The sequence below is a fragment of the Citrobacter sp. SX206 genome (assembly GCF_024181025.1).
GTDB classification, from domain to species: domain Bacteria; phylum Pseudomonadota; class Gammaproteobacteria; order Enterobacterales; family Enterobacteriaceae; genus Citrobacter; species Citrobacter youngae.
Genome location: NZ_CP049738.1, coordinates 1,122,711 through 1,144,211, shown reverse-complemented (window position 1 = coordinate 1,144,211; position 21,501 = coordinate 1,122,711). Strand labels below are relative to the sequence as shown.

General features: G+C 54.0%; 10 protein-coding genes and 1 other RNA gene. 9 read left to right on the top strand and 2 right to left on the bottom strand.

Annotation, left to right across the window (positions count from 1 at the left end; translation table 11 throughout):
* Nucleotides 1–80: 80 nt before the first annotated feature.
* From nadK to bamE, 3 genes are all read left to right on the top strand, one after another.
* Nucleotides 81–959, top strand: a complete 879-nt coding sequence (nadK, locus tag G8S19_RS05570; protein ID WP_005130436.1) for an NAD(+) kinase — start codon at nt 81–83, stop codon at nt 957–959.
* An 85-nt stretch (nt 960–1,044) separates the two neighbouring features.
* Nucleotides 1,045–2,706: a DNA repair protein RecN gene (gene recN / locus G8S19_RS05565; RefSeq protein WP_115601632.1), complete on the top strand. Its 1,662-nt coding sequence runs from the start codon at nt 1,045–1,047 to the stop codon at nt 2,704–2,706.
* A gap of 149 nt (nt 2,707–2,855) precedes the next feature.
* A complete protein-coding gene (gene bamE, locus G8S19_RS05560) occupies nt 2,856–3,200 on the top strand; it encodes an outer membrane protein assembly factor BamE (protein WP_003826401.1) in 345 nt (114 codons plus the stop codon).
* A gap of 50 nt (nt 3,201–3,250) precedes the next feature.
* Here the strand turns inward: bamE and G8S19_RS05555 are convergent, their stop codons facing one another.
* A complete protein-coding gene (locus G8S19_RS05555) occupies nt 3,251–3,547 on the bottom strand; it encodes an RnfH family protein (RefSeq protein ID WP_003839823.1) in 297 nt (98 codons plus the stop codon).
* Entirely contained in the window at nt 3,531–3,974 is a 444-nt protein-coding gene (gene ratA, locus G8S19_RS05550; RefSeq protein ID WP_003031213.1) for a type II toxin-antitoxin system toxin RatA, read from the bottom strand. Before ratA ends, G8S19_RS05555 begins: the two co-directional genes overlap by 17 nt.
* A gap of 154 nt (nt 3,975–4,128) precedes the next feature.
* On the opposite strand from ratA, the gene smpB reads away from it, so the two are divergent.
* The 6 genes from smpB (at nt 4,129) to ssrA (ending at nt 21,409) form a co-directional block, all read left to right on the top strand.
* Nucleotides 4,129–4,611 (top strand): SsrA-binding protein SmpB, encoded by a 483-nt coding sequence (gene smpB / locus G8S19_RS05545; RefSeq protein WP_003031211.1) that lies wholly within the window; start codon nt 4,129–4,131, stop codon nt 4,609–4,611.
* A 580-nt stretch (nt 4,612–5,191) separates the two neighbouring features.
* Nucleotides 5,192–16,108 (top strand): BapA/Bap/LapF family large adhesin, encoded by a 10,917-nt coding sequence (locus G8S19_RS05540; protein ID WP_253686272.1) that lies wholly within the window; start codon nt 5,192–5,194, stop codon nt 16,106–16,108.
* A 101-nt stretch (nt 16,109–16,209) separates the two neighbouring features.
* On the top strand, nt 16,210–17,619 hold the full coding sequence (locus G8S19_RS05535; RefSeq protein WP_253686270.1) for a TolC family outer membrane protein: 1,410 nt from the start codon (nt 16,210–16,212) through the stop codon (nt 17,617–17,619).
* Complete coding sequence (locus tag G8S19_RS05530; protein ID WP_253686268.1) at nt 17,616–19,802, top strand: type I secretion system permease/ATPase; 2,187 nt, start codon at nt 17,616–17,618, stop codon at nt 19,800–19,802. The genes G8S19_RS05535 and G8S19_RS05530 overlap by 4 nt, the downstream gene beginning before the upstream one ends.
* Nucleotides 19,803–19,809: 7 nt before the next feature.
* Nucleotides 19,810–20,973 (top strand): HlyD family efflux transporter periplasmic adaptor subunit, encoded by a 1,164-nt coding sequence (locus tag G8S19_RS05525; protein WP_253686610.1) that lies wholly within the window; start codon nt 19,810–19,812, stop codon nt 20,971–20,973.
* A gap of 72 nt (nt 20,974–21,045) precedes the next feature.
* Nucleotides 21,046–21,409: a transfer-messenger RNA gene (gene ssrA / locus G8S19_RS05520) on the top strand.
* The last annotated feature ends 92 nt before the right edge of the window (nt 21,410–21,501 follow it).

The window sequence follows — 21,501 nt, the reverse complement described above, 5'->3', positions numbered from 1 at the left end:
ATTATTATGGGGATAAGATTCAGGGTTTCAAGGGAAGTACTCACATTGTCACTAATCTTCGTTACAAGGACCTCGAGAAAATGAACAAACATTTCAAGTGTATTGGCATTGTGGGGCATCCACGTCACCCCACTGCACTGACCACACATGAAATGCTCTACCGCTGGCTGTGCGTCAAAGGTTATGAGGTTATCGTTGAGCAACAAATCGCCCACGAGCTGCAGTTGAAAAATGTGAAAACCGGTACGCTCGCAGAAATTGGTCAGCAAGCAGACCTCGCCGTAGTCGTCGGTGGCGACGGCAATATGCTGGGGGCCGCACGCACCCTGGCACGTTATGACATCAAAGTTATCGGGATTAACCGCGGCAATCTCGGTTTTCTGACCGACCTTGACCCAGACAATGCACAACAACAGTTAGCTGACGTACTGGAAGGCCACTACATCAGCGAAAAGCGCTTTTTACTCGAAGCCCAGGTGTGCCAGCAGGATTGCCAGAAGCGTATTAGCACGGCCATCAATGAAGTTGTGCTGCACCCCGGTAAAGTGGCGCACATGATTGAATTTGAAGTCTATATCGATGAAATCTTTGCCTTCTCCCAGCGTTCAGACGGGCTAATTATCTCCACCCCGACCGGCTCTACCGCCTATTCGCTCTCTGCCGGAGGTCCCATCCTCACCCCTTCCCTGGATGCTATTACGCTGGTGCCGATGTTCCCGCATACGCTTTCCGCGCGACCGCTGGTAATCAACAGTAGCAGTACCATTCGCCTGCGCTTTTCTCATCGCCGCAACGATCTTGAGATCAGCTGTGACAGCCAGATCGCCCTGCCTATCCAGGAAGGTGAAGACGTATTGATTCGCCGCTGTGATTATCATCTGAACCTGATACACCCAAAAGATTACAGTTATTTCAATACATTAAGCACTAAATTAGGCTGGTCAAAAAAATTATTCTAATTTAACGTCAACCTCTTTACTGTATAAAAAACCAGTTTATACTGTATGTAATCACAGTTATGGTTTTTCATACAGGAAAACAACTATGTTGGCACAACTGACCATCAGCAATTTTGCTATCGTTCGTGAACTGGAGATCGATTTCCAAAGCGGAATGACCGTCATCACCGGCGAGACCGGTGCGGGTAAATCCATTGCCATTGATGCTCTCGGGTTGTGTCTGGGCGGGCGGGCAGAGGCCGACATGGTGCGTACAGATGCCACACGCGCCGATCTGTGCGCGCGCTTCTCTTTAAAAGATACCCCTGCGGCGCTACGCTGGCTGGAAGAGAACCAGCTTGAAGAAGGTCGTGAGTGTTTGTTACGCCGCGTAATCAGCAGCGACGGACGCTCCCGCGGATTTATCAATGGCACTGCCGTTCCCCTGTCACAGCTCCGTGAACTGGGCCAGTTGCTTATTCAAATCCATGGCCAGCATGCACATCAACTCCTGACAAAATCGGAACACCAAAAGTCCCTGCTTGATGGTTACGCTAATGAAGCATCCCTGATTCAGGAAATGTCCGCGCGCTACCAGCTTTGGCACCAAAGCTGCCGCGACCTAGCGCATCATCAGCAACAAAGCCAGGAGCGCGCTGCCCGGGCGGAACTGTTGCAATATCAGTTAAAAGAGCTGAACGAATTCAACCCCCAGGCAGGCGAGTTTGAGCAAATTGATGAAGAGTACAAGCGTCTGGCTAACAGCGGGCAGTTGCTCACCACCAGCCAGCAAGCGCTGGCGATCATGGCAGACGGCGAAGACGTTAATCTGCAAAGCCAGCTGTACACGGCAAAACAGTTGGTTAGTGAACTGGCAGGAATGGACGGTAAGCTCTCCGGTATTCTGGACATGCTGGAAGAGGCGACAATCCAGCTCAGCGAAGCCAGCGATGAGTTGCGCCACTATTGCGATCGTCTGGATTTAGACCCTAACCGTTTGTTCGAACTTGAGCAGCGTATTTCCAGACAAATTTCATTGGCGCGAAAGCATCATGTTGCCCCTGAAGCGCTGCCACAGTTCTATCAGTCATTGCTGGATGAACAACAGCAGCTTGACGATCAGGCTGACTCGCTCGAAACCTTAACCCTGGCGGTAAACACGCACCACCAGCAGGCGCTGGAAACGGCAAAAATGCTGCACCAACAGCGCCAGCATTATGCTCAGGAATTGGGGAAACTCATCACAGAAAGCATGCATGCTCTCTCGATGCCGCACGGTGTCTTTTGCATTGATGTGAAATTTGAGGAACACCATCTGAGCGCAGACGGTGCCGATCGTGTGGAATTCAAAGTTACCACTAACCCGGGTCAGCCGTTACAGCCGATTGCGAAAGTCGCTTCCGGTGGTGAGTTGTCGCGCATTGCGCTGGCTATTCAGGTGATTACCGCGCGTAAAATGGAAACTCCTGCGCTGATTTTCGATGAAGTCGACGTTGGTATCAGTGGTCCGACGGCAGCGGTTGTGGGTAAGCTACTGCGTCAATTGGGTGAATCAACCCAGGTGATGTGTGTGACTCACCTGCCGCAGGTTGCTGGCTGCGGTCATCAACATTTCTATGTCAGCAAAGAAACTGACGGCGCAATGACCGAAACACACATGCAGCCGCTGGATAAACGCGCTCGCCTGCAGGAATTAGCCCGCCTGCTTGGCGGTAGCGAAGTGACGCGTAATACCCTCGCAAATGCAAAAGAACTGCTGGCGGCATAAACTTTTTTACCTTGTGACGGTCTGAGTTCAACATAAAATCGCCGACCGACCCGACAGCAAAAGGTTTTAAAGTGGTGAAAGGTCTATTATCATCGGCATATTACATATGAGCCGCGTACTGCTCGGGCCCGAAAAGGAATCAAATCACTATGCGCTGTAAAACGCTGACTGCTGCTGCAGCAGTACTACTGATGTTGACTGCAGGCTGTTCCACTCTGGAGCGAGTGGTTTACCGCCCTGACATCAACCAGGGAAATTATCTGACACCTACCGATGTCGCCAAAGTGCGTACAGGTATGACGCAACAGCAAGTTGCTTATGCACTGGGTACACCAATGATGTCCGATCCTTTTGGTACTAACACCTGGTTTTATGTGTTCCGTCAGCAGCCAGGGCATGAAGGCGTTACTCAGCAAACGCTGACGCTGACCTTTAACAGCAGCGGCGTATTAACCAACATTGATAACAAACCTGCTCTGACCGACAACAAGTAGGTTTGAGAGATCAAAAAAAGGTGCTCAATGAGCACCTTTTTTATTGTCTGTTATTTTTTAGCGGATTTCTCTGCCCGCTGCCTGCGCAGTTCTTTCGGATCAGCAATCAATGGCCGATAAATTTCCACCCGATCGCCGTCATGCAAAACATCAGCAAGCTTTACCGGACGGCTGTAGATGCCCACCTTATTTTTGCTGAGATCGATATCAGTACGTAGCTCCAGCAATCCCGAAGCGCGAATCGCCTCTTCGACGGTTGCGCCCTGCTGCAACGTCACGCGCTGTAGATACTGTTTCTCGGGCAGCGCGTACGCTACTTCAACGACAATTTTAGCCGACGCTGACACTGTAAACCTCTTTCGCGCGAACCGTGAAGGCCTGCACCATATTAGAAGCCAGCTCTTTAAAGATGCGGCCAAACGCCAGTTCGATTAACTTATTGGTGAACTCAAAATCGAGATGAAACTCAATACGACACGCTTCATGACTTAGTGGCGTAAACTTCCAGCCGCCAATCAGTTTCTTGAACGGTCCATCGACCAGATGCATCAGGATGCTCTGGTTACTGGTCAGTTGATTACGCGTGGTGAACGTTTTGCTGATCCCTGCTTTCGAGACATCCACAGCGGCCGTCATTTGCCCCGGAGTCGACTCCAGGACGCGGCTTCCGGTGCAACCCGGTAAAAACTGAGGATAGGATTTAACATCATTCACTAACTGATACATCTGTTCCGCACTGTAAGGTACTAAAGCGGTCCGGCTAATCTGAGGCATAACAATTTCCATCAATATCAATCGTGCAAATAATACCATTTATCATCCGCTAAAAAAAACGCTATAGCCCAACTCGTGCTAAGATAGCGCCTTGCGCCCCGCTGGATGAAATGGGGTGTTTTTCAATTCCAGATTACCTATACTGAGCGGCATTATGACGAAGAAAAAAGCACACAAACCTGGCTCAGCCACAATCGCGCTCAACAAGCGCGCACGACACGAATACTTTATTGAAGAAGAGTTCGAAGCTGGACTCGCACTGCAAGGCTGGGAAGTCAAATCCCTGCGCGCAGGAAAGGCCAATATTGGCGATAGCTATGTCATTCTCAAAGACGGCGAAGCGTTCCTGTTTGGCGCCAACTTCACGCCGATGGCCGTTGCCTCAACGCACGTCGTGTGTGACCCTACTCGCACCCGTAAGCTTCTGTTAAACCAACGCGAACTTGACTCCTTATATGGACGCATGAATCGTGACGGTTACACCGTCGTGGCACTTTCGCTGTACTGGAAGAATGCCTGGTGCAAAGTCAAAATTGGCGTCGCAAAAGGGAAGAAACAGCACGACAAGCGTTCCGATGTAAAAGAACGTGAGTGGCAGTTGGACAAAGCTCGTATTATGAAAAATGCAGGTCGATAAATCCCCTCTCAGCGGCCAGTCTCTCATCATGAGGCTGGCTCTTATTGTTTAGTTATTGAAACCCACCCATTATATTCACCAAAATTATAGTTTTTACACCGCTGAATCGTTCAAACCTAAAATAGTCTTTTCATTATTTTATCGGGTCCATAGCTTAATAAAATAAAACTTCAAGAGCGTATCGTTTATATTTTACGCCTCACCAATAACACTATTATTACTGGTGTTTATTAGATTTGTAAAAAACCACAAAGAAGAAAAAACAACTTTATATACAGCAAGTTAGATTTCAACAACAACCAAAACACGTACTGGAAAGTATCCTTTTCAATTACCTCAATGTATTTTTAATATAGATAATTTGCGTAATACATCCTTTCTGACTATATCATCTAATACGAAAGAACTATTCAGACTCAGGGGCCCTGACGTATTCGAAAAACAAACTGATACTTGCGTGACCTAATCAATGAAACCACATGTGCAAACTCATCTATACGATGAACGGGCACCTGTCAGCTCATTCTCCCAACACGCTATTGTGGATTAATACTCTCGGCCTGCCATCAGGAGTGAATATATGCGTCTACTCGCCGTTGTATCAAAATTGACTGGTGTTTCCACAAATATTGAAGCTTCAGAAGTCACGCTCAATTCACCTTCCATCGTGAAGCTGTCTGTTTCTCGTGAAGAAATCAGTCAGCTTACCCGCGTAAATCAGGATCTGATTGTCACACTCCGCTCTGGTGAAACTATCACAATTAAAAACTTTTACGTTGGCAAAGGTGATGAACAAAGCCAGCTCGTACTTGAAGATAGCAACGGCGCACTATGGTGGGTTCAGGATACGGATGGCGCATTCCACTATCAGCATCTGGACGATCTCACCCCATTGATGGCGAGCGAAGGCAGTCATGAAGGAGGCGCAGTTTGGCCCTGGGTTCTTGGCGGGATCGCGGTCGCTGGCGGAGTTGGCCTCGCTGCAGGTGGCGGCGGTGGCGGTGGCGGTGGCGGTGGCGGTGGGGGGAGCGATAACAACGCCGGAAACGATAATGGTGGGAACGGCAATAGCAATGGCAACGGCAATGGCAACGGCGATGGCAACGGCGATGGTGGCGATCCGCCGACAACAACCCCTAACATGCCAGACGTGCCCGTTATTACCAGCGTGATCGATAATCAGGAGCTGATTACAGGCCCTGTCAATCAGCAGGAATCCACCAACGATAATACGCCTACTCTTCAGGGCACTGGCCCCGCAAATGCCACCTTACATATTTTTGATAACGGTGTCGAAATAGGACAGGTCACTATCGATGCCAACGGCAACTGGACGTTTACTCCACCTTCCCCGCTCGCGGAAGGCGCTCACCAGTTTACGGTCAGCGCATCAAACAATGCGGGCAGCAGCGCAATCTCAGACAGTTGGGTCATTACCGTCGATACCACCCCACCTGCCGCCGCAGTAATTTCTTCAGTGAACCTGGAAGGCACCATGGTGACGGGTAGTGCAGAGCCCGGAAGCACTGTCACCATCATTGGCAGTAACAACCAGGTTCTGGGTTCAGCAATCGTCGGTTCAGGCGGCACCTTCACTATTGGCATATCACCCTCGCAAACACATGGTGAAACGCTGACAGCAAAGATTCAGGATGAAGCAGGCAATATAGGGCCAGATACCTCATTCAGTGCCTCAAATTCCGGTTATCCAGGCGTCCCCGTGATTGTCAGCGTTATGGATGATGTCGCGCCCTCCGTTGGGTCATTGACCAACAATCAGTCCACTAATGATGCGACCCCAACGCTTTCCGGGACAGCTGACGCCAACAGTACGGTTAAAATTTACAATAACGGGGCATATATCGACAGCGTCGTCGCCGACAGCAACGGTAGTTGGGACTGGACCTCCAGCACAAACTTGCGGGACGGCTCATACGCCTTCACCGCTACGGCAACCAACCACCTGGGTACGGGGGGAATATCGACGGCATTCAATATCAATATCGATACTCAGCCGCCGTTATCACCAGACAATCTGAACGTATCTGCCGATGGTGCTGTCGTCACTGGTACGGCTGAACCCGGCAGTACCGTGACTATAACCGACAATAATAATCATTTAATCGGCAGTGGCGTTACCGGGCCAGATGGCTCGTTTACTATCACCATAAACCCACCACAAACCAATGGCGAAACCATAGCCGCTATCGCTACCGATCCAGCAGGAAACCCGAGTTTGCCAGAAACAGCACTCGCTCCCGATATCACCGCCCCGCTACCGCCCGCAAACCTGACAATCAATAACGCGGGCGATGAGGTTTCCGGCACGGCAGAGCCCAACAGTACCGTACATATTCTCAATTCTGGTGGCACTATCATTGGCACGACCACCGCTGATGCTGACGGAGATTTCACCGCCACACTGGTTCCGCCACAAACGAACGGCGAACATCTTGTCGCCAATGCAACGGATGCAGCAGGTAATACCAGTGATAACACAGCAGTCACCGCACCAGACAGCACCGCCCCTGACGCACCGACAGGGGTAATTGTCGCCGGGGATGGTGGTTCAGTCAGTGGACATGCTGAAATCGGCAGCACTATCACCGTAAAAGACAGCAACGGGAATACGATTGGCGTGGGTCAGGCTGACAGCGGCGGTCACTTTGCCGTGTCGATCACCCCGTCACAAAACAATGGCGAAACGGTAAAAGTGACCGCAACGGACAGCGCAGGCAACGAAAGTCTGCCCGCTTCCGCGCTGGCTCCGGATATTACCGCGCCAGACCAACCGATTATTATTGCCGTCTTAGACGATGTTCCCGACGTCATCGGAAAAATTGATAACAACACGTTGACAAACGACGATAAACCGGAAATTAAGGGCACCGCCGAAGCGGGCTCGCAGGTAAAAATTTATGATAATGGCACCCTGCTAACCACCGTTACCGCCGATATCAATGGTAACTGGGACTACACGCCGACCACCGCGCTGAGCCAGGGCGCACACGTGTTTACGGTTACGGCAACTGATGCCGCCAACAACACCAGTAGCGCCGCCAGTTGGAAAATCATTGTCGATAGCGTCGCGCCGACCGTCCCGGTTATTACTCTGATTAGCGATGACGTCGGAACCATCACCGGTAACATCGCGAATAACAACGGGGTAACCAACGACAACACGCCGACCCTCTCCGGGACCGGCGAGCCAGGCTCGCTGGTGAACCTGTATGATAATGGTTTGCTGATGACGGTGATGCTCATCGACAAGTCAGGTACCTGGAGCTATACCGTCCCGGACAACAAGCAGCTTGCCGATCGCGACCATCATTTTACAGTATCAGCAACAGATGCCGCCGGTAACGTCGTCACCTCCCCCGTCACTGTCACCATTACCGTTGACACCCAGCCTCCTGGGGCTCCGGTCATTTCAGCCGCCACAGATGACATCGGCAATGCACCCGTTGACTTGCCTTCTGGTAGCCGTTCAAACGATAACCTGCCGTCACTGAAGGGGACCGGAGAAGTTGGCTCCACCATCACTATCTACGATGGTGCCACACCGATTGGAACGACCACCGTTGTGGCCGGAGGAAGCTGGAGTTTCCCGGTCACCCAGCCACTTAGTGAAGGCTCGCACACGTTGTCAGCTATCGCGACAGACGCGGCGGGTAACGCCAGTACCGCCGGAAGTTTCATGCTGACTGTCGATACAACACCACCCGCGGCCCCGATCATCACCTCAGCGGAAGGGCTTATTGGCATTGAAACTAAAGCACTGAGTAATGGCGGCAGCACGAAAAGCGGCAACCCTAAACTGTCCGGAACAGGTGAGCCGGGTGCGACAATTACGATTTATGAGAATGGCGGCCTCGCCGGCATCACTACCGTACAGCCAGACGGCACCTGGACATTTACCCCGACCTCACTTGCCGATGGGCCGCATAAATTCACCGCCACGGCGACCGACGCGGCGGGCAACACAGGGATCCCATCGGCGGGCTTTACGCTGACGGTAGATAATCTGCCGCCAACGCAACCGCTCCCGCCCACCATTACGGACGACGTCAATCCGATAACCGGGGTCGTGACAAACGGCATGACTAACGACACCACGCCAACGTTCAGCGGCACGGGGAGTGTCGGCGATCTCATTACCCTCTATCTTAATGGCAACTCTTCGTCGCAGGGTACCGCAACGGTTGGGGCAGACGGTAGCTGGAGCTTTACACCATCAGTGCCACTTCCCCAGGATGTTTATCAGGTGACCATTACGGCGACCGATCCTGCTGGCAACGTCAGCCCGCCATCAGATGCCATCCTCCTGGAGATCGATACAACGCCCTCTGCCTCCCCTGTTATTCTTGCCGTCAATGATAATGTCGGTGGTTTCCAGGGCGATCTTGCACCTGGCGCAATAACAGATGATACGACGCCAACTATTCGCGGAACCGGCACTGACGGCGACACGATCACGCTGTACAACGGCAGTACGATTATCGGTACCACAACGGTGGTTGGCACCACCTGGAGTATTACTCCTGGGACGGCACTGGCAAACGGAAGTTATACGCTAACGGCCATTGCAACCGATGCGGCGGGGAACGCCAGTACCCCATCAAACAGCGTAGCATTTACGGTTAGCAGCACCGTGCTGACCCTACCGCAGGTTACAGATATTGAAGATGACGCTGGCGTCATTATCGGTTCATTGACCAACGGTAGCGTCACGGATGATACCACCCCAACAATCAGCGGGACCGGTGCGCCGGGCAGTACGGTAGTCATTTTCGATGGCGGCAATCCCATTGCCGAAACCCTCGTTGCGGCGAATGGTAGCTGGAGTATTGAGATTACGCTGACGGGCGATGGCCCGCACACGCTGACGTTCGGCGCCAGGGATCCCGCGGGTAATTCCCTGGCGGCAGGAAACCCTGTGATGTTGATACTCGATACGCAGCCTCCTGCCGAGCCAATCGTCACCTATGTTAACCCGAACGGCACGCTGGTGAGCGGGACAGCCGAGCCGGGCAGTACCGTCATCATCAGAAATGGTACCACGGTACTGGGCCAGGGCATTGCGAACAGCGTTACAGGTGTCTACACCGTCACGATATCACCCGCACAAACTACAGGGCAGAATCTGAATGCAATCGCCCAGGATCAGGCGGGCAATAGCAGCGACCCTACGCCGTTTAACGCGGCCACTTCCAGTATTCCGCATCCGCCAATTCTCGAAATCATTGATGATGTCACTCCCGTTACAGGAGTGATTGGCAACGGTAAATCCACCAATGACACCTTACCGCTGTTACAAGGAACCGCCACGGCAGGAGCAACGGTTACAATTTATCAGGATGGGAATGTAATCGCTACGGTCACCGCCGATGCCGTTTCCGGCGCATGGCGCTATCCATTATCCACTCCACTGACAAACGGCACGACCTACAATTTCACCGTATCGCAAACTGTAAACTCAGAACCCAGTGGGTTGTCGCCCAATTACGCCATCACTATCGATACAGCCGCCCCACAAGCACCCGCGATCACCAGTGTGATTGACGACGTGTTACCAGGTACAGGATCGTTAGATACCGGACAAATTACTAACGATGCACGCCCGACCTTCAATGGAACCGGCGAAGCGGGTGCGACTATCACCCTTTACGATAAAGGTATCGCGATTGGCACAACCACCGTGAGTGGCAGCGGATACTGGAGCTATACTCCGACAAATGGGTTGGGAGAAGGCGAGCATATCTTTACCGCACGCGCAACGGATGCGGCAGGCAACCAGGGCGATCCCTCCAACAGCTTCCGGGTTATTGTCGATACGTTAATCCCAAGCGCGCCCTCTATTGTGACGGTAACGGACGACGTCGGTACCCCGCAATCTCTTACATCCGGACAGCTAACCAACGACAACACCCCAACGCTTGCTGGCATCACCGAGGCCGATTCAGTGGTTACCATTCGCGATAATGGCGCGGTAATTGGCACAACCACCAGCGATGAAAACGGCAACTGGAGCTTTACACCGGCTCCAGCACTTAGTGAAGGCAATCATTCGTTAACCGCAACCGTCACGGATGGCGCTGGCAATATCAGCCCGGCAAGCCCACCTTTCGTTCTGGTAGTTGATACGCTGCCGCCCGCGGCGCCGAACATTACCTCGGTGATTGACGATCAACCCGGCAACACATCGCTGACTAACGGACAATTGACTAACGATGCACAACCCACGCTGAACGGCAAAGGAGAGATCGGTGCATCTATCACCATCCGCGATAAAGGCGTTGATATTGGTACAACCCAGGTTGATGAATCCGGCAACTGGAGCTTCACGCCGGATGCCCCACTGACTCAGGGGCAACACATCTTTACCGCCGTTGCCACCGATCAGGCGGGCAATATGGGTGGGGTATCTTCGTCCTTTACCCTCGAACTGGATTCTATCGCCCCGCAGCCCCCCATCATTAGCACGGTGCTGGACAATACGGCGCCCACAACAGGCGCGATAACCAATGGGCAGACGACAAACGAAACACGTCCGGCACTGAGTGGCACGGGCGAAGTGGGAGCGACCATTACCGTTCTGAGCGATGGTCAACCCATTGGCACTACCACCGTGGGTGCGGGAGGTATCTGGAACTTTACCCCAACGGATGCTCTGAGCAACGGACCACATACATTGACCGTCACCGCGACCGACAGTGCAGGTAACACCAGCCTTGCGTCGAACGGCTTTGGGCTCATCGTCGATACCATATCGCCGGGTATACCCGTCATTTCTCAGGTCGCAGATGATGTCGGCCCGCTGACGGGCAATCTGAACAACGGCCAGGCCACAAATGATGCGCAACCCACGCTCAGTGGTACGGCAGAAGCCAATTCCACGATCAAAATTTATGACAATGGCACCTATCTCGGTACCGCTCCGGTAGACGCCAATGGAGCCTGGAACTTCACGCCAACAGCCGGACTTGGAAATGGTAACCATGCGCTCACGGTGACCGCCACGGATGCAGCCGGAAACGTCAGTCAGTCATCCGCCGCATTTAACATCATTGTGGATACCGTTGCCCCGCTTGCCCCCACCATTATCCAGGCCGTCGATGATGTACAGCCCGGCACCGGGACTCTGTCCAGTGGAGCCTGGACCAATGACACCCGTCCGCTGCTCAGTGGCTCAACGGAAGCGAATGCCCGGGTCGCGATTTACGATAACGGCACGCTGCTGGGGACGGTAACAGCCACAATAGATGGGACGTGGGAGTATCTGCCATCCACACTGAGCAACGGCCAACATACATTCACGGCTATCGCCACAGACGCCGCAGGCAATATCGGTGCCACCTCAAGCGGATTTATTATTAATGTCGATACGACCCCACCGCCAATCCCACAACTGATCTCGGTCATAGATGACATCGCAGGGGGAGTTTTCAATACAGCGCTGAACAATGGGCAGCTAACCAACGATGCCCGCCCAACGCTCAACGGTACCGCCGAAGCCGGTAGCACTGTTAGCATCTATGACGGGAACACTCTGCTTGGTACTGCGCTGGTGCAAGGCAATAATAGCTGGACATTTACTCCGACCACGCCGCTCGCGACCGGGTCCCATACCTTCACTGTGACCGCTACCGATGCGGCAGGTAATACCAGCGGCGCAACAGTAGGTTTTACCGTGGTGGTGGACACCACAGCCCCGGCACAGCCTTCAATAAGTAGCATTATTGATGATGTTGGCCCCAACACCGGTGCGATTGGCAGCAACCAGCCCACCAATGACTCACGCCCAACCCTGAACGGATCCACAGAGGCCAACGCGCGAGTCGATATTTATGATAATGGCAGTTTTGTTATCAGCGTAACGGCTGACAGCACCGGCAACTGGAGTTACACGCCGTCCACTGCTCTGGCTCAAGGGGCTCATTCTTTTACCATCACGGCGACAGATGCGGCGGGGAATACCAGTGGATTATCGTCTGCGGCAGCCATTGTGGTCGATACCATCGCGCCCGGTGTTCCAACCGGGCTGGCGGTCAACGCCAATGGTACGGCGTTAACCGGCGTGGCCGAAGCGAACAGTACGGTCATTATCACCTCTGGTAGCGGAACGGTACTCGGCACCACGACAGCGAATGCTTCCGGTAACTTCACCTTTACCCTGAATCCACCGCAAATTAGTGGACAAACGCTGCTGGTTAGCGCACAGGACGCCGCAGGCAACATCGGTACGGCGGGTAACGTGCTGGCCCCGTTTACCGGCGTACCGCCTGCGCCAGTGATCTCCAGCGTATTCGATGATGTCGGCACTATCACGGGCCTGGTCACCGCCGGGAAAACCACGAATGATACCCGCCCAACACTGAGCGGAACTGCGCAGGCAAACGCCGTTATCAACCTGTATAACAACGGCACGTTGATGGGGAGCACAACCGCAGACGGGAATGGGATCTGGAGCTTTACCCCATCCGGTGCGCTCAGCGAAGGCAACCACGCGTTTACCGCCAACGCCACAAATGCCAACGGCTCGAGCGTTTTGTCTGGCTCGTTCAGCGTCATTGTGGATACCACGCCACCGCCACCTCCTACGATTCTGATCAGCGCCGATGGCGGAACAGTGAGCGGTATTGCCGAAGCCGGCAGTACGGTGACGATATCCCTGCCTGGCGGCACCAGCGTGACAGCGGTCGCCAACAGCAGTGGCGTCTACAGTGCCACCTTGCCTGTACGCCAGATTGAAGGTCAGTCGTTATCTGCAACGGCAACCGACGCGGCAGGTAACACGTCATCGCCTGCCAGCGTCATCGCGCCGGTACTCCCCCTGCTGGCTGAAGATAATGTCACCCGTTTGCCGCTACAGACTGACGTGACAATCAGCACTGAGCATCAAAGCGATTACGGTTTCCTGCTGGTGAACGCACTGGGTAATGTCGCCAATGTGCTGGGTAACGACACGGCAAGTGTTAATTTCAGCATCCAGTCTGGCGGTAGTGGCTCCATCACCATTAACGCCGCGGCGACCGGCATTGTGCTGTCACTATTAAGCTCAATGGAGATTGTTATCCAGCGCTATGACTCCTTGCTCAACACCTGGATAACCGTGGTCGATACCTCAAAACCCAATTTTGCCAGTTTGCTGACCATCGGAGCCTCTGGAGTGACGCTCAATTATGATGGGCTGACAGGCGGGGATTATCGCGTGGTCAGCTTCAACACTAACCTGCTGGCGACTGGCGCATACACCAGCCTGGACGTTGCCGTGGTGAAAACCAACGGCGGAACCATCACTGGGGGGACCACAGAATCCGGTAACATCATCACCGATACCGATCCAACTAACGGTCAAGATAACGCCCCTTCCGGCACGCTGGTCACCGCTATCACTGACGGTAACGGCAACGTCGTGAACGTCCCGGCGGGCGGCATTGATGTGCAGGGGAAATACGGCATTCTGCATATCAATCAGAATGGTAGCTACACCTATACCCTGACCAATACGTCAATCTCAGTGTATGGCCGTTCCGAAAGTTTCACTTACACGCTAACGCATGGTAGCGATCACTCCTCGGCAAAACTGGTGGTCACGCTGGGTCAGGCCCCGACCACCAGTACGGTAACGGCGGCAGACGATGTGGCTGCGCTGACTTACGGGACGCAGGTCATCGCAGTCGACAACCATCCATCACAACAAACCGGCTTCACGCTCGCCAGTGTTGGTTTGGGACAATTGCTGGATGTCAGCCTGGTCAACGGTTTGACCAACCCGATTAAATTCAACGTTGATGACGGCGCGACCCGAACGATAACGGTTCAGGCCAGCGTACTTGGCGTAACGCTGGGCGGCTTTGATCTCTATGTCTACCGCTTCAACGAGTCTATTCAGCAGTATGAGCAGTACCGGGTACAACCGAACTGGGTAACCGCCCTACTGAGCGGCAATTCACCCGCGTATACCATTACGCTGCCGGGCGGTGACTATCTGTTCCTGCTTAACGCTTCCGGCGGCCTGACGCTGCTGACCAACTATACCCTGAATATTCAGGCCGATCACACCTACGCCGTCGACAGCCTGAGTGCGGCAACCAATGGAAATCTGCTGGCCAACGACTCGGCTCCGGCTAATACCGTTATCACCGAAGTGAACGGTGTCGCCGTTAACGCAACGGGCACTACCACCATTAACGGACAGTACGGCACGCTGACTATTGATGCAAAAGGGAACTACACCTACACGCTGAAAAGCGGACTGGGCGCAGACGGTATCAGCACACCGGACAGTTTCGTCTATACGGTCAAAGCCCCCAATGGCGATACAGGAAGCGCCTCGCTGAACATTACGGCGACCCCGCAAGCGCTGGACGCAGTAAATGACGTCAGCAGCATGATGGCGGTAAGTACCATTCAGGACTCTGCGGCATATGGAAGTGGCGCGCTGGGCACCGCGACAATTCCGACGCTGGGGAGCAAAGCAACCGGTACAGGTTCGTTTGATATCGCAACAAATGACGTACTGAAAGGCGCCACGCTCAACTTCAGCATCGGCACACTTATCACCGTCGGTACGCTGGGCGTAACCTGGACAATCACCGGTCCTGACGGATTCTCGCTTTCTGGCTCTGTACCCGCCAGCTCTATCAGCCTGTTAGGCAGTTCAATTGCCGTCTCGCTGGGTAATGCTGAGCTAGCCGCTGGTCATTACAGCATCAGCTTCACAGGAACAATGGGGGGACTGGCCGTTGGCAACGTCAGCATTACGCCAAACGTCACGGGTACGACATGGCACCTCAATACCTGGGACGTTAACACCACGACGGTGAATGGCAATATTTTTGATGGCAGTGATGCCGCTGGCGCGCACGATCAGCTCTCAACCGTCCATACCCAGCTCACTGTCACCGGTTTTAACGGCAGTACCGCCACCCTCAATCCGGCCGGCAGCGCCAGTAGCGCAACCATTCAGGGTCATTATGGCTCACTGACCATGAACCTGGATGGTTCATACATCTACACGCTGAAGCCGGGTACAACCGTAGCGTCGATGCTCAGCAAAGAGACCTTTACCTATACGCTGAACGACCAAAACGGGCACACGGACACCGCTACGCTGACCATCAATATGAATCCGCAGATGGTAAGCACCGCACAGCATGACGTCATCACCGGATCGGTCTACGGCGATACGCTGATTTATCACCTGCTCAATGCCAACGACGCTACCGGCGGTAACGGGTCAGCGGACAACTGGACCAACTTTTCACTGGCTCAGGGCGACAAAATCGACATCGGCGACCTGCTGGTAGGCTGGAACGGACAAAATGCCACGCTCGGCAACTACCTCACAGTGACCACCAGCGGTAACAACACCATCGTGTCCATTGATCGCGACGGTACAGGCAACACGTACCACACCACTAACCTCGTAACGCTGGAGAACGTACACACCACGCTCGATGAGCTGATCCAACAAAATCACATTGTGACCTGAAACGAACGCCATACCACTATAACGATATAACAACAGCCCCGGATGCCATGACGTCCGGGGCAATAACAATCGTCACTGCCCTATTTTGCAAGGGATAAACTATGAGAAATGTCGCCCCTGTTGCTGTACTGCTGGCATTAACGTTTTGTTCCGTTCGTGCGAATGCCGAAGATGAACCGCAAATTATTACGCCGGAAGGGCTGGCAACCAGTCAGATGCTTCCCTCTCTGGATGGTTCTGTGGCCGATCTAGCGCTAAGCGTTGCCGCTCCCGGAAGCCTGACGCTTAACGACGCGGTGAGTCGCGCCGTGAGCTGGCATCCTTCTATTCGTGAATCCATTGGCAAACTGCTCTCGCAAAATGAGCAGATAGACGTGGCGAAAGCGAAATATTACCCGCAAGTTACAGCCGGAATGAACAACGGCTACAGCAATACCTACACTGACCATGGCTTCAGCCCTGCACTGGTCATTTCGGTGTCACAAATGCTGTATGACTTCGGCAAAGTCGCCAGCCAGGTGCGCGCCGAAACCGCCGGTTCAGCGCAGCAACAGGCAAACGTGTTACTCAGCATCGATACTGTCGCTCACGCTACCGCCAATGCCATCGTCCAGGTTCAGACATGGCAACAGATGGTGGATGCCGCCGAAGAGCAACTGGTCGCGCTAAACGGTATTGGTCGACTGACCAGAGAACGTAATGATGAAGGGGCGACCTCGCTGTCAGACGTAGTGCAAACCGATGCGCGTATCGAGTCCGCACGTTCTCAACTGGCGCAATATCAGGCCAATCTCGACAGTAGCAAAGCGACATTGATGAGCTATCTCGGCTGGAACTCGCTTAACGGCATCAGCAATGAGTTTCCGGTAAAACTGGACAGCAGTTGCGATGTGGTAAAACCGGAGGATAAGTTAGTTCCTGCAGTGCTGGCGGCCTGGGCGCAGGCGAACGTCGCGCAGGCCAACCTCGATTACGCCAACGCGCAGATGACGCCAACCATTTCCCTGGAGCCATCTGTTCAGCACTATCTCAACGACAAATACCCCAGCCATGAGGTGCTCGACAAAACGCAGTACTCAGCGTGGGTAAAAGTCGAAATGCCGCTGTATCAGGGAGGCGGGCTCACCGCCCGACGCAACGCCGCCAGCCACGCGGTAGAGTCCGCACAGTACTCTATTCAGCGCACCCGACTCGAAGTACGACAGAAATTACTGGAATCCCGCAGCCAGGCAATGAGTCTCGCGACTGCATTGCAGATCCTGCGCCGCCAGCAGCGGCTGAGCGAACAAACGCGCGAACTGTATCAACAGCAGTATCTGGATCTCGGCTCACGCCCATTACTTGATGTTCTTAACGCCGAACAGGAGGTGTATCAGGCCCGTTTTGCCGAACTCCAGACCCAAAGCCAGCTTCGCCAGCTACAACTGAACTGCCTCTACAACACCGGATCGTTGCGCCAGGCGTTCGCCTTAAATAACCGCAGCATTCAATCGGTGGAGATCCAGCTATGAGCGACGTCGAGCCTGTTGTTGAAGATGCTATTGGCGAACCCACCCTGAGCCAGTGGGCGCAGGCAATGACGCATATTGCCAGCCACTATCGCGTTGCCTGTTCGCCTGGTGCTATTCAGGCTAACGCCCCATGGTTTGAGGGGAAAAGCAAAACCCTTGCTTTGACGCAATTAGCGCGCCAGGCGGGACTTTCCTTTCATACGCTGGATACCGCAAAGCAGGTACTTAACCAATGGCGTTTACCGGTGGTGGCGGAAATGCACGACGGCCAAATCATGGTGATCGAACATTTTAACGGTGAAGATGCCCTGGATGTTTTTATCATCGCCGACGAGGGACAACGCAACCGGCTGGCAGTGGCTGAGCTTCTGCCAGAAATCCATACTATCACCGCACTGCGCCCGTTATCGGCATTAAAAGACGGTCGGGTTGATCGCTATATTTCGCGCTTTAGACCCGACTGGATACGCGATCTGGTTTTACAAGATATCCGCCCTTACCTGCCGGTCATGATTGCCGCCTTTCTGATTAACGTCCTGTCGCTCGCCGGGATTATTTTTTCGATGCAGGTCTATGACCGGGTGATCCCCGCCCAGTCTTATCCAACGCTGTATGTTCTCTCTACCGGTGTTCTGGTCGCGGTGCTGTTTGGCTTTTTGCTGCGCGAAGCGCGTACCCACATCATGGACCTGCTCGGCAAACGCGCCGATATGCGCATTTCCGATCGCGTGTTTAGCCACGCATTGCGGCTACGCAACAGCGCCGTCCCCCGCTCAACGGGGAGCTTTATTTCTCAACTGCGCGAGCTGGAACAGGTTCGTGAGATGATCACCTCTTCGACCATGTCGACCATTGTCGATCTGCCGTTTTTCTTTCTGTTTATCGTCGTACTGGCGTGCATTGCTCCACCGCTGGCGTGGATAGCCCCCGTCGCCGCCATTCTGATGATTCTGCCGGGTCTGTTATTACAAAAAAAACTGGCGGTGCTTGCTAACCAGGCCGCACATGAATCCACTCTGCGCAACGCGGTGCTGGTCGAGAGCGTTCAGGGGCTGGAAGACATCAAGCTGATGCAGGCGGAAAACCGCTTTTTACAGCAATGGAACAGCTATATCCGCATTACAGGAGAGTCCGGGTTACGCACACGCAAGCTTACCCAGGGGCTGATCGGCTGGGGGATGTCAGTACAAAGCCTGGTTTACGCCGCCATCATTATGTTTGGTGCGCCGATGGTTATTGAAGGCACGATGACCACCGGGGCCGTGGTGGCGGCTTCAATGCTCGGTTCCAGAATGATCGCCCCGATGGCAAACCTGTGTGGTGTGCTGGCCCGCTGGCAGCAGGTCAAAGCAGCCAAAATGGGGCTGGACAGCATTATGCAACTTCCCACCGAGACGCAGCACGATGAAGACCGGGTACACCAGGAGATTTTTCACGGCCATTATCTGTTTGAGAACGCACACTTTCGCTACCACAGCGACGATCAGCGCGTTCCGCTGCGCATCTCGCGTCTGGAGGTCATGCCCGGCGAACGGGTGGCGATCCTCGGGCGTAACGGCGCCGGGAAATCAACGCTGCTGCAGGCCATGGCGGGTGGTGTGGAGATTATCCAGGGCGATGTCCGGCTCGACAACCTGAGCCTGGCGCAGATCGATATGGCCGATTTACGCCGCAACATCGGTTTTCTCAGCCAGAATGCGCGGCTGTTTTTCGGCACCCTACGCGAGAACCTGACCCTCGGCGCACCGCATGCCAGCGACGCGCAGATCTTCGACGCGCTGGAGGTCAGCGGCGCGGCGGCTTTCGTTAAACAACTCGCCAAAGGGCTGGCGCACCCCATTATGGAAGGCGGCAACGGTCTGTCCGGCGGCCAACGGCAGTCGATCCTGCTGGCAAGAATGCTGCTACGCTCACCCAATATTGTCCTGCTCGACGAACCCAGCGCCTCTCTGGATGAACACACCGAACGGGAGTTTATTCAGCGTCTGAACCTGTGGCTGGGTAACCGCACATTGATTGTTGCTACCCATCGCGTTCCGGTTCTGGAACTGGTCGAACGCGTGGTGGTGTTGAAAGAGGGTCAACTGGTCATGGATGCCCCGAAAGCGCAGGCGTTGAATGCGAGCCGGGCACCTGCCCCTACTCACAGTCGGGAGTGGAAAAATGAAAACCAATCCGCATGACGCCGCCATGGACGACCTCGATATTCGCCGCGAGCACCGTTTTTCCGGGGCCAGCCGCATTATTCTGCTCAGCACGCTGCTGTTTGCCGCCCTGGGGATCTGGGCATATTTCGGCAAGCTGGATGAAGTCTCAACGGGCAGCGGGAAAGTAATCCCCAGCTCGCGCGAACAGGTATTGCAGTCGCTTGACGGAGGGATCCTCGCCGAACTCAGCGTGCACGAAGGAGATAAAGTTCAGGCCAACCAGATTGTCGCCCGCCTCGACCCAACGCGTTCGGAGTCCAACGTGGGGGAAAGCGCCGCCCGCTATCGCGCATCACTGGCCTCCAGCGCAAGGCTCAATGCCGAAGTTAACGATTTGCCGCTAACGTTCCCCAGCTCGCTGCAGGCCTGGCCGGATCTTATCGCCTCTGAAACGCGTCTGTATAAAAGCCGTCGCGCGCAGCTTGCTGATTCTATGGCGGAACTACAGGATGCGCTGGTCTCGGTAAATAAAGAACTGGCCATTACTCAGCGGCTGGAGAAAAGCGGTGCCGCCAGCCACGTAGAAGTGCTGCGCCTGCAACGACAAAAAAGTGATCTTGGACTCAAAATAACCGATCTGCGCTCGCAATATTACGTGCAGGCGCGTGAAGCGCTGTCGAAGGCCAACGCCGAGGTAGATATGCTGGCGGCTATCTTAAAAGGTCGCGAAGACTCCGTCACCCGCCTGACCGTTCGCGCCCCGATGCGCGGTATCGTAAAAAACATCCAGGTCACCACGATTGGCGGCGTGATCCCTCCTAACGGCGAAATGATGGAGATTGTCCCGGTAGACGATCATTTGCTGATTGAAACCCGCCTGTCACCGCGCGATATCGCGTTTATCCACCCCGGACAGCGGGCGCTGGTGAAGATTACTGCCTATGACTACGCCATTTACGGAGGGCTGGAGGGCGTGGTCGAAACCATCTCCCCGGACACCATTCAGGACAAAGTGAAACCGGAAATTTTCTACTACCGCGTGTTTATCCGTACCCATCAGGACTTCTTGCAGAACAAGCTGGGACGCCATTTTTCTATCGTACCGGGCATGATTGCCACTGTGGATATAAAAACAGGTGAAAAAACCATCGTCGACTATTTAATCAAACCATTTAATCGTGCAAAAGAAGCACTGCGCGAGCGGTAAATCCTTGCGGTTAAAGGGTTGTGGGGGCTGGTCACGCGTGTCACAAGTCTGTTATACTTGTTCTAACACATTGGGGCTGATTCTGGATTCGACGGGATTCGCGAAACCCAAGGTGCATGCCGAGGGGCGGTTGGCCTCGTAAAAAGCCGCAAAAAAATAGTCGCAAACGACGAAAACTACGCTTTAGCAGCTTAATAACCTGCTCTGAGCCCTCTCTCCCTAGCTTCCGCTCTTAAGACGGGGATCAAAGAGAGGTCAAACCCAAAAGAGATCGCGTGGATGCCCTGCCTGGGGTTGAAGCGTTAAAACTAATCAGGCTAGTCTGGTAGTGGCGTGTCTGTCCGCAGGTGCCAGGCGAATGTAAAGACTGACTAAGCATGTAGTACCGAGGATGTAGGAATTTCGGACGCGGGTTCAACTCCCGCCAGCTCCACCAAATAAAACAAGGGGTTACGTGCAAACGTAACCCCTTTTTGTTTGGCTGTGGCGGCAAAATGGCGGCAGCCAATTTGCCCACCGTTCATTAAC

Bases quoted from the DNA above. Each gene is read 5' to 3' on its own strand.
- nadK (WP_005130436.1), top strand. From the start codon at position 81: ATGAACAAACATTTCAAGTGTATTGGCATTGTGGGGCATCCACGTCAC.
- recN (WP_115601632.1), top strand. From the start codon at position 1,045: ATGTTGGCACAACTGACCATCAGCAATTTTGCTATCGTTCGTGAACTG.
- bamE (WP_003826401.1), top strand. From the start codon at position 2,856: ATGCGCTGTAAAACGCTGACTGCTGCTGCAGCAGTACTACTGATGTTG.
- ratA (WP_003031213.1), bottom strand. From the start codon at position 3,974: ATGCCTCAGATTAGCCGGACCGCTTTAGTACCTTACAGTGCGGAACAG.
- smpB (WP_003031211.1), top strand. From the start codon at position 4,129: ATGACGAAGAAAAAAGCACACAAACCTGGCTCAGCCACAATCGCGCTC.
- G8S19_RS05540 (WP_253686272.1), top strand. From the start codon at position 5,192: ATGCGTCTACTCGCCGTTGTATCAAAATTGACTGGTGTTTCCACAAAT.
- G8S19_RS05535 (WP_253686270.1), top strand. From the start codon at position 16,210: ATGAGAAATGTCGCCCCTGTTGCTGTACTGCTGGCATTAACGTTTTGT.
- G8S19_RS05530 (WP_253686268.1), top strand. From the start codon at position 17,616: ATGAGCGACGTCGAGCCTGTTGTTGAAGATGCTATTGGCGAACCCACC.
- G8S19_RS05525 (WP_253686610.1), top strand. From the start codon at position 19,810: ATGGACGACCTCGATATTCGCCGCGAGCACCGTTTTTCCGGGGCCAGC.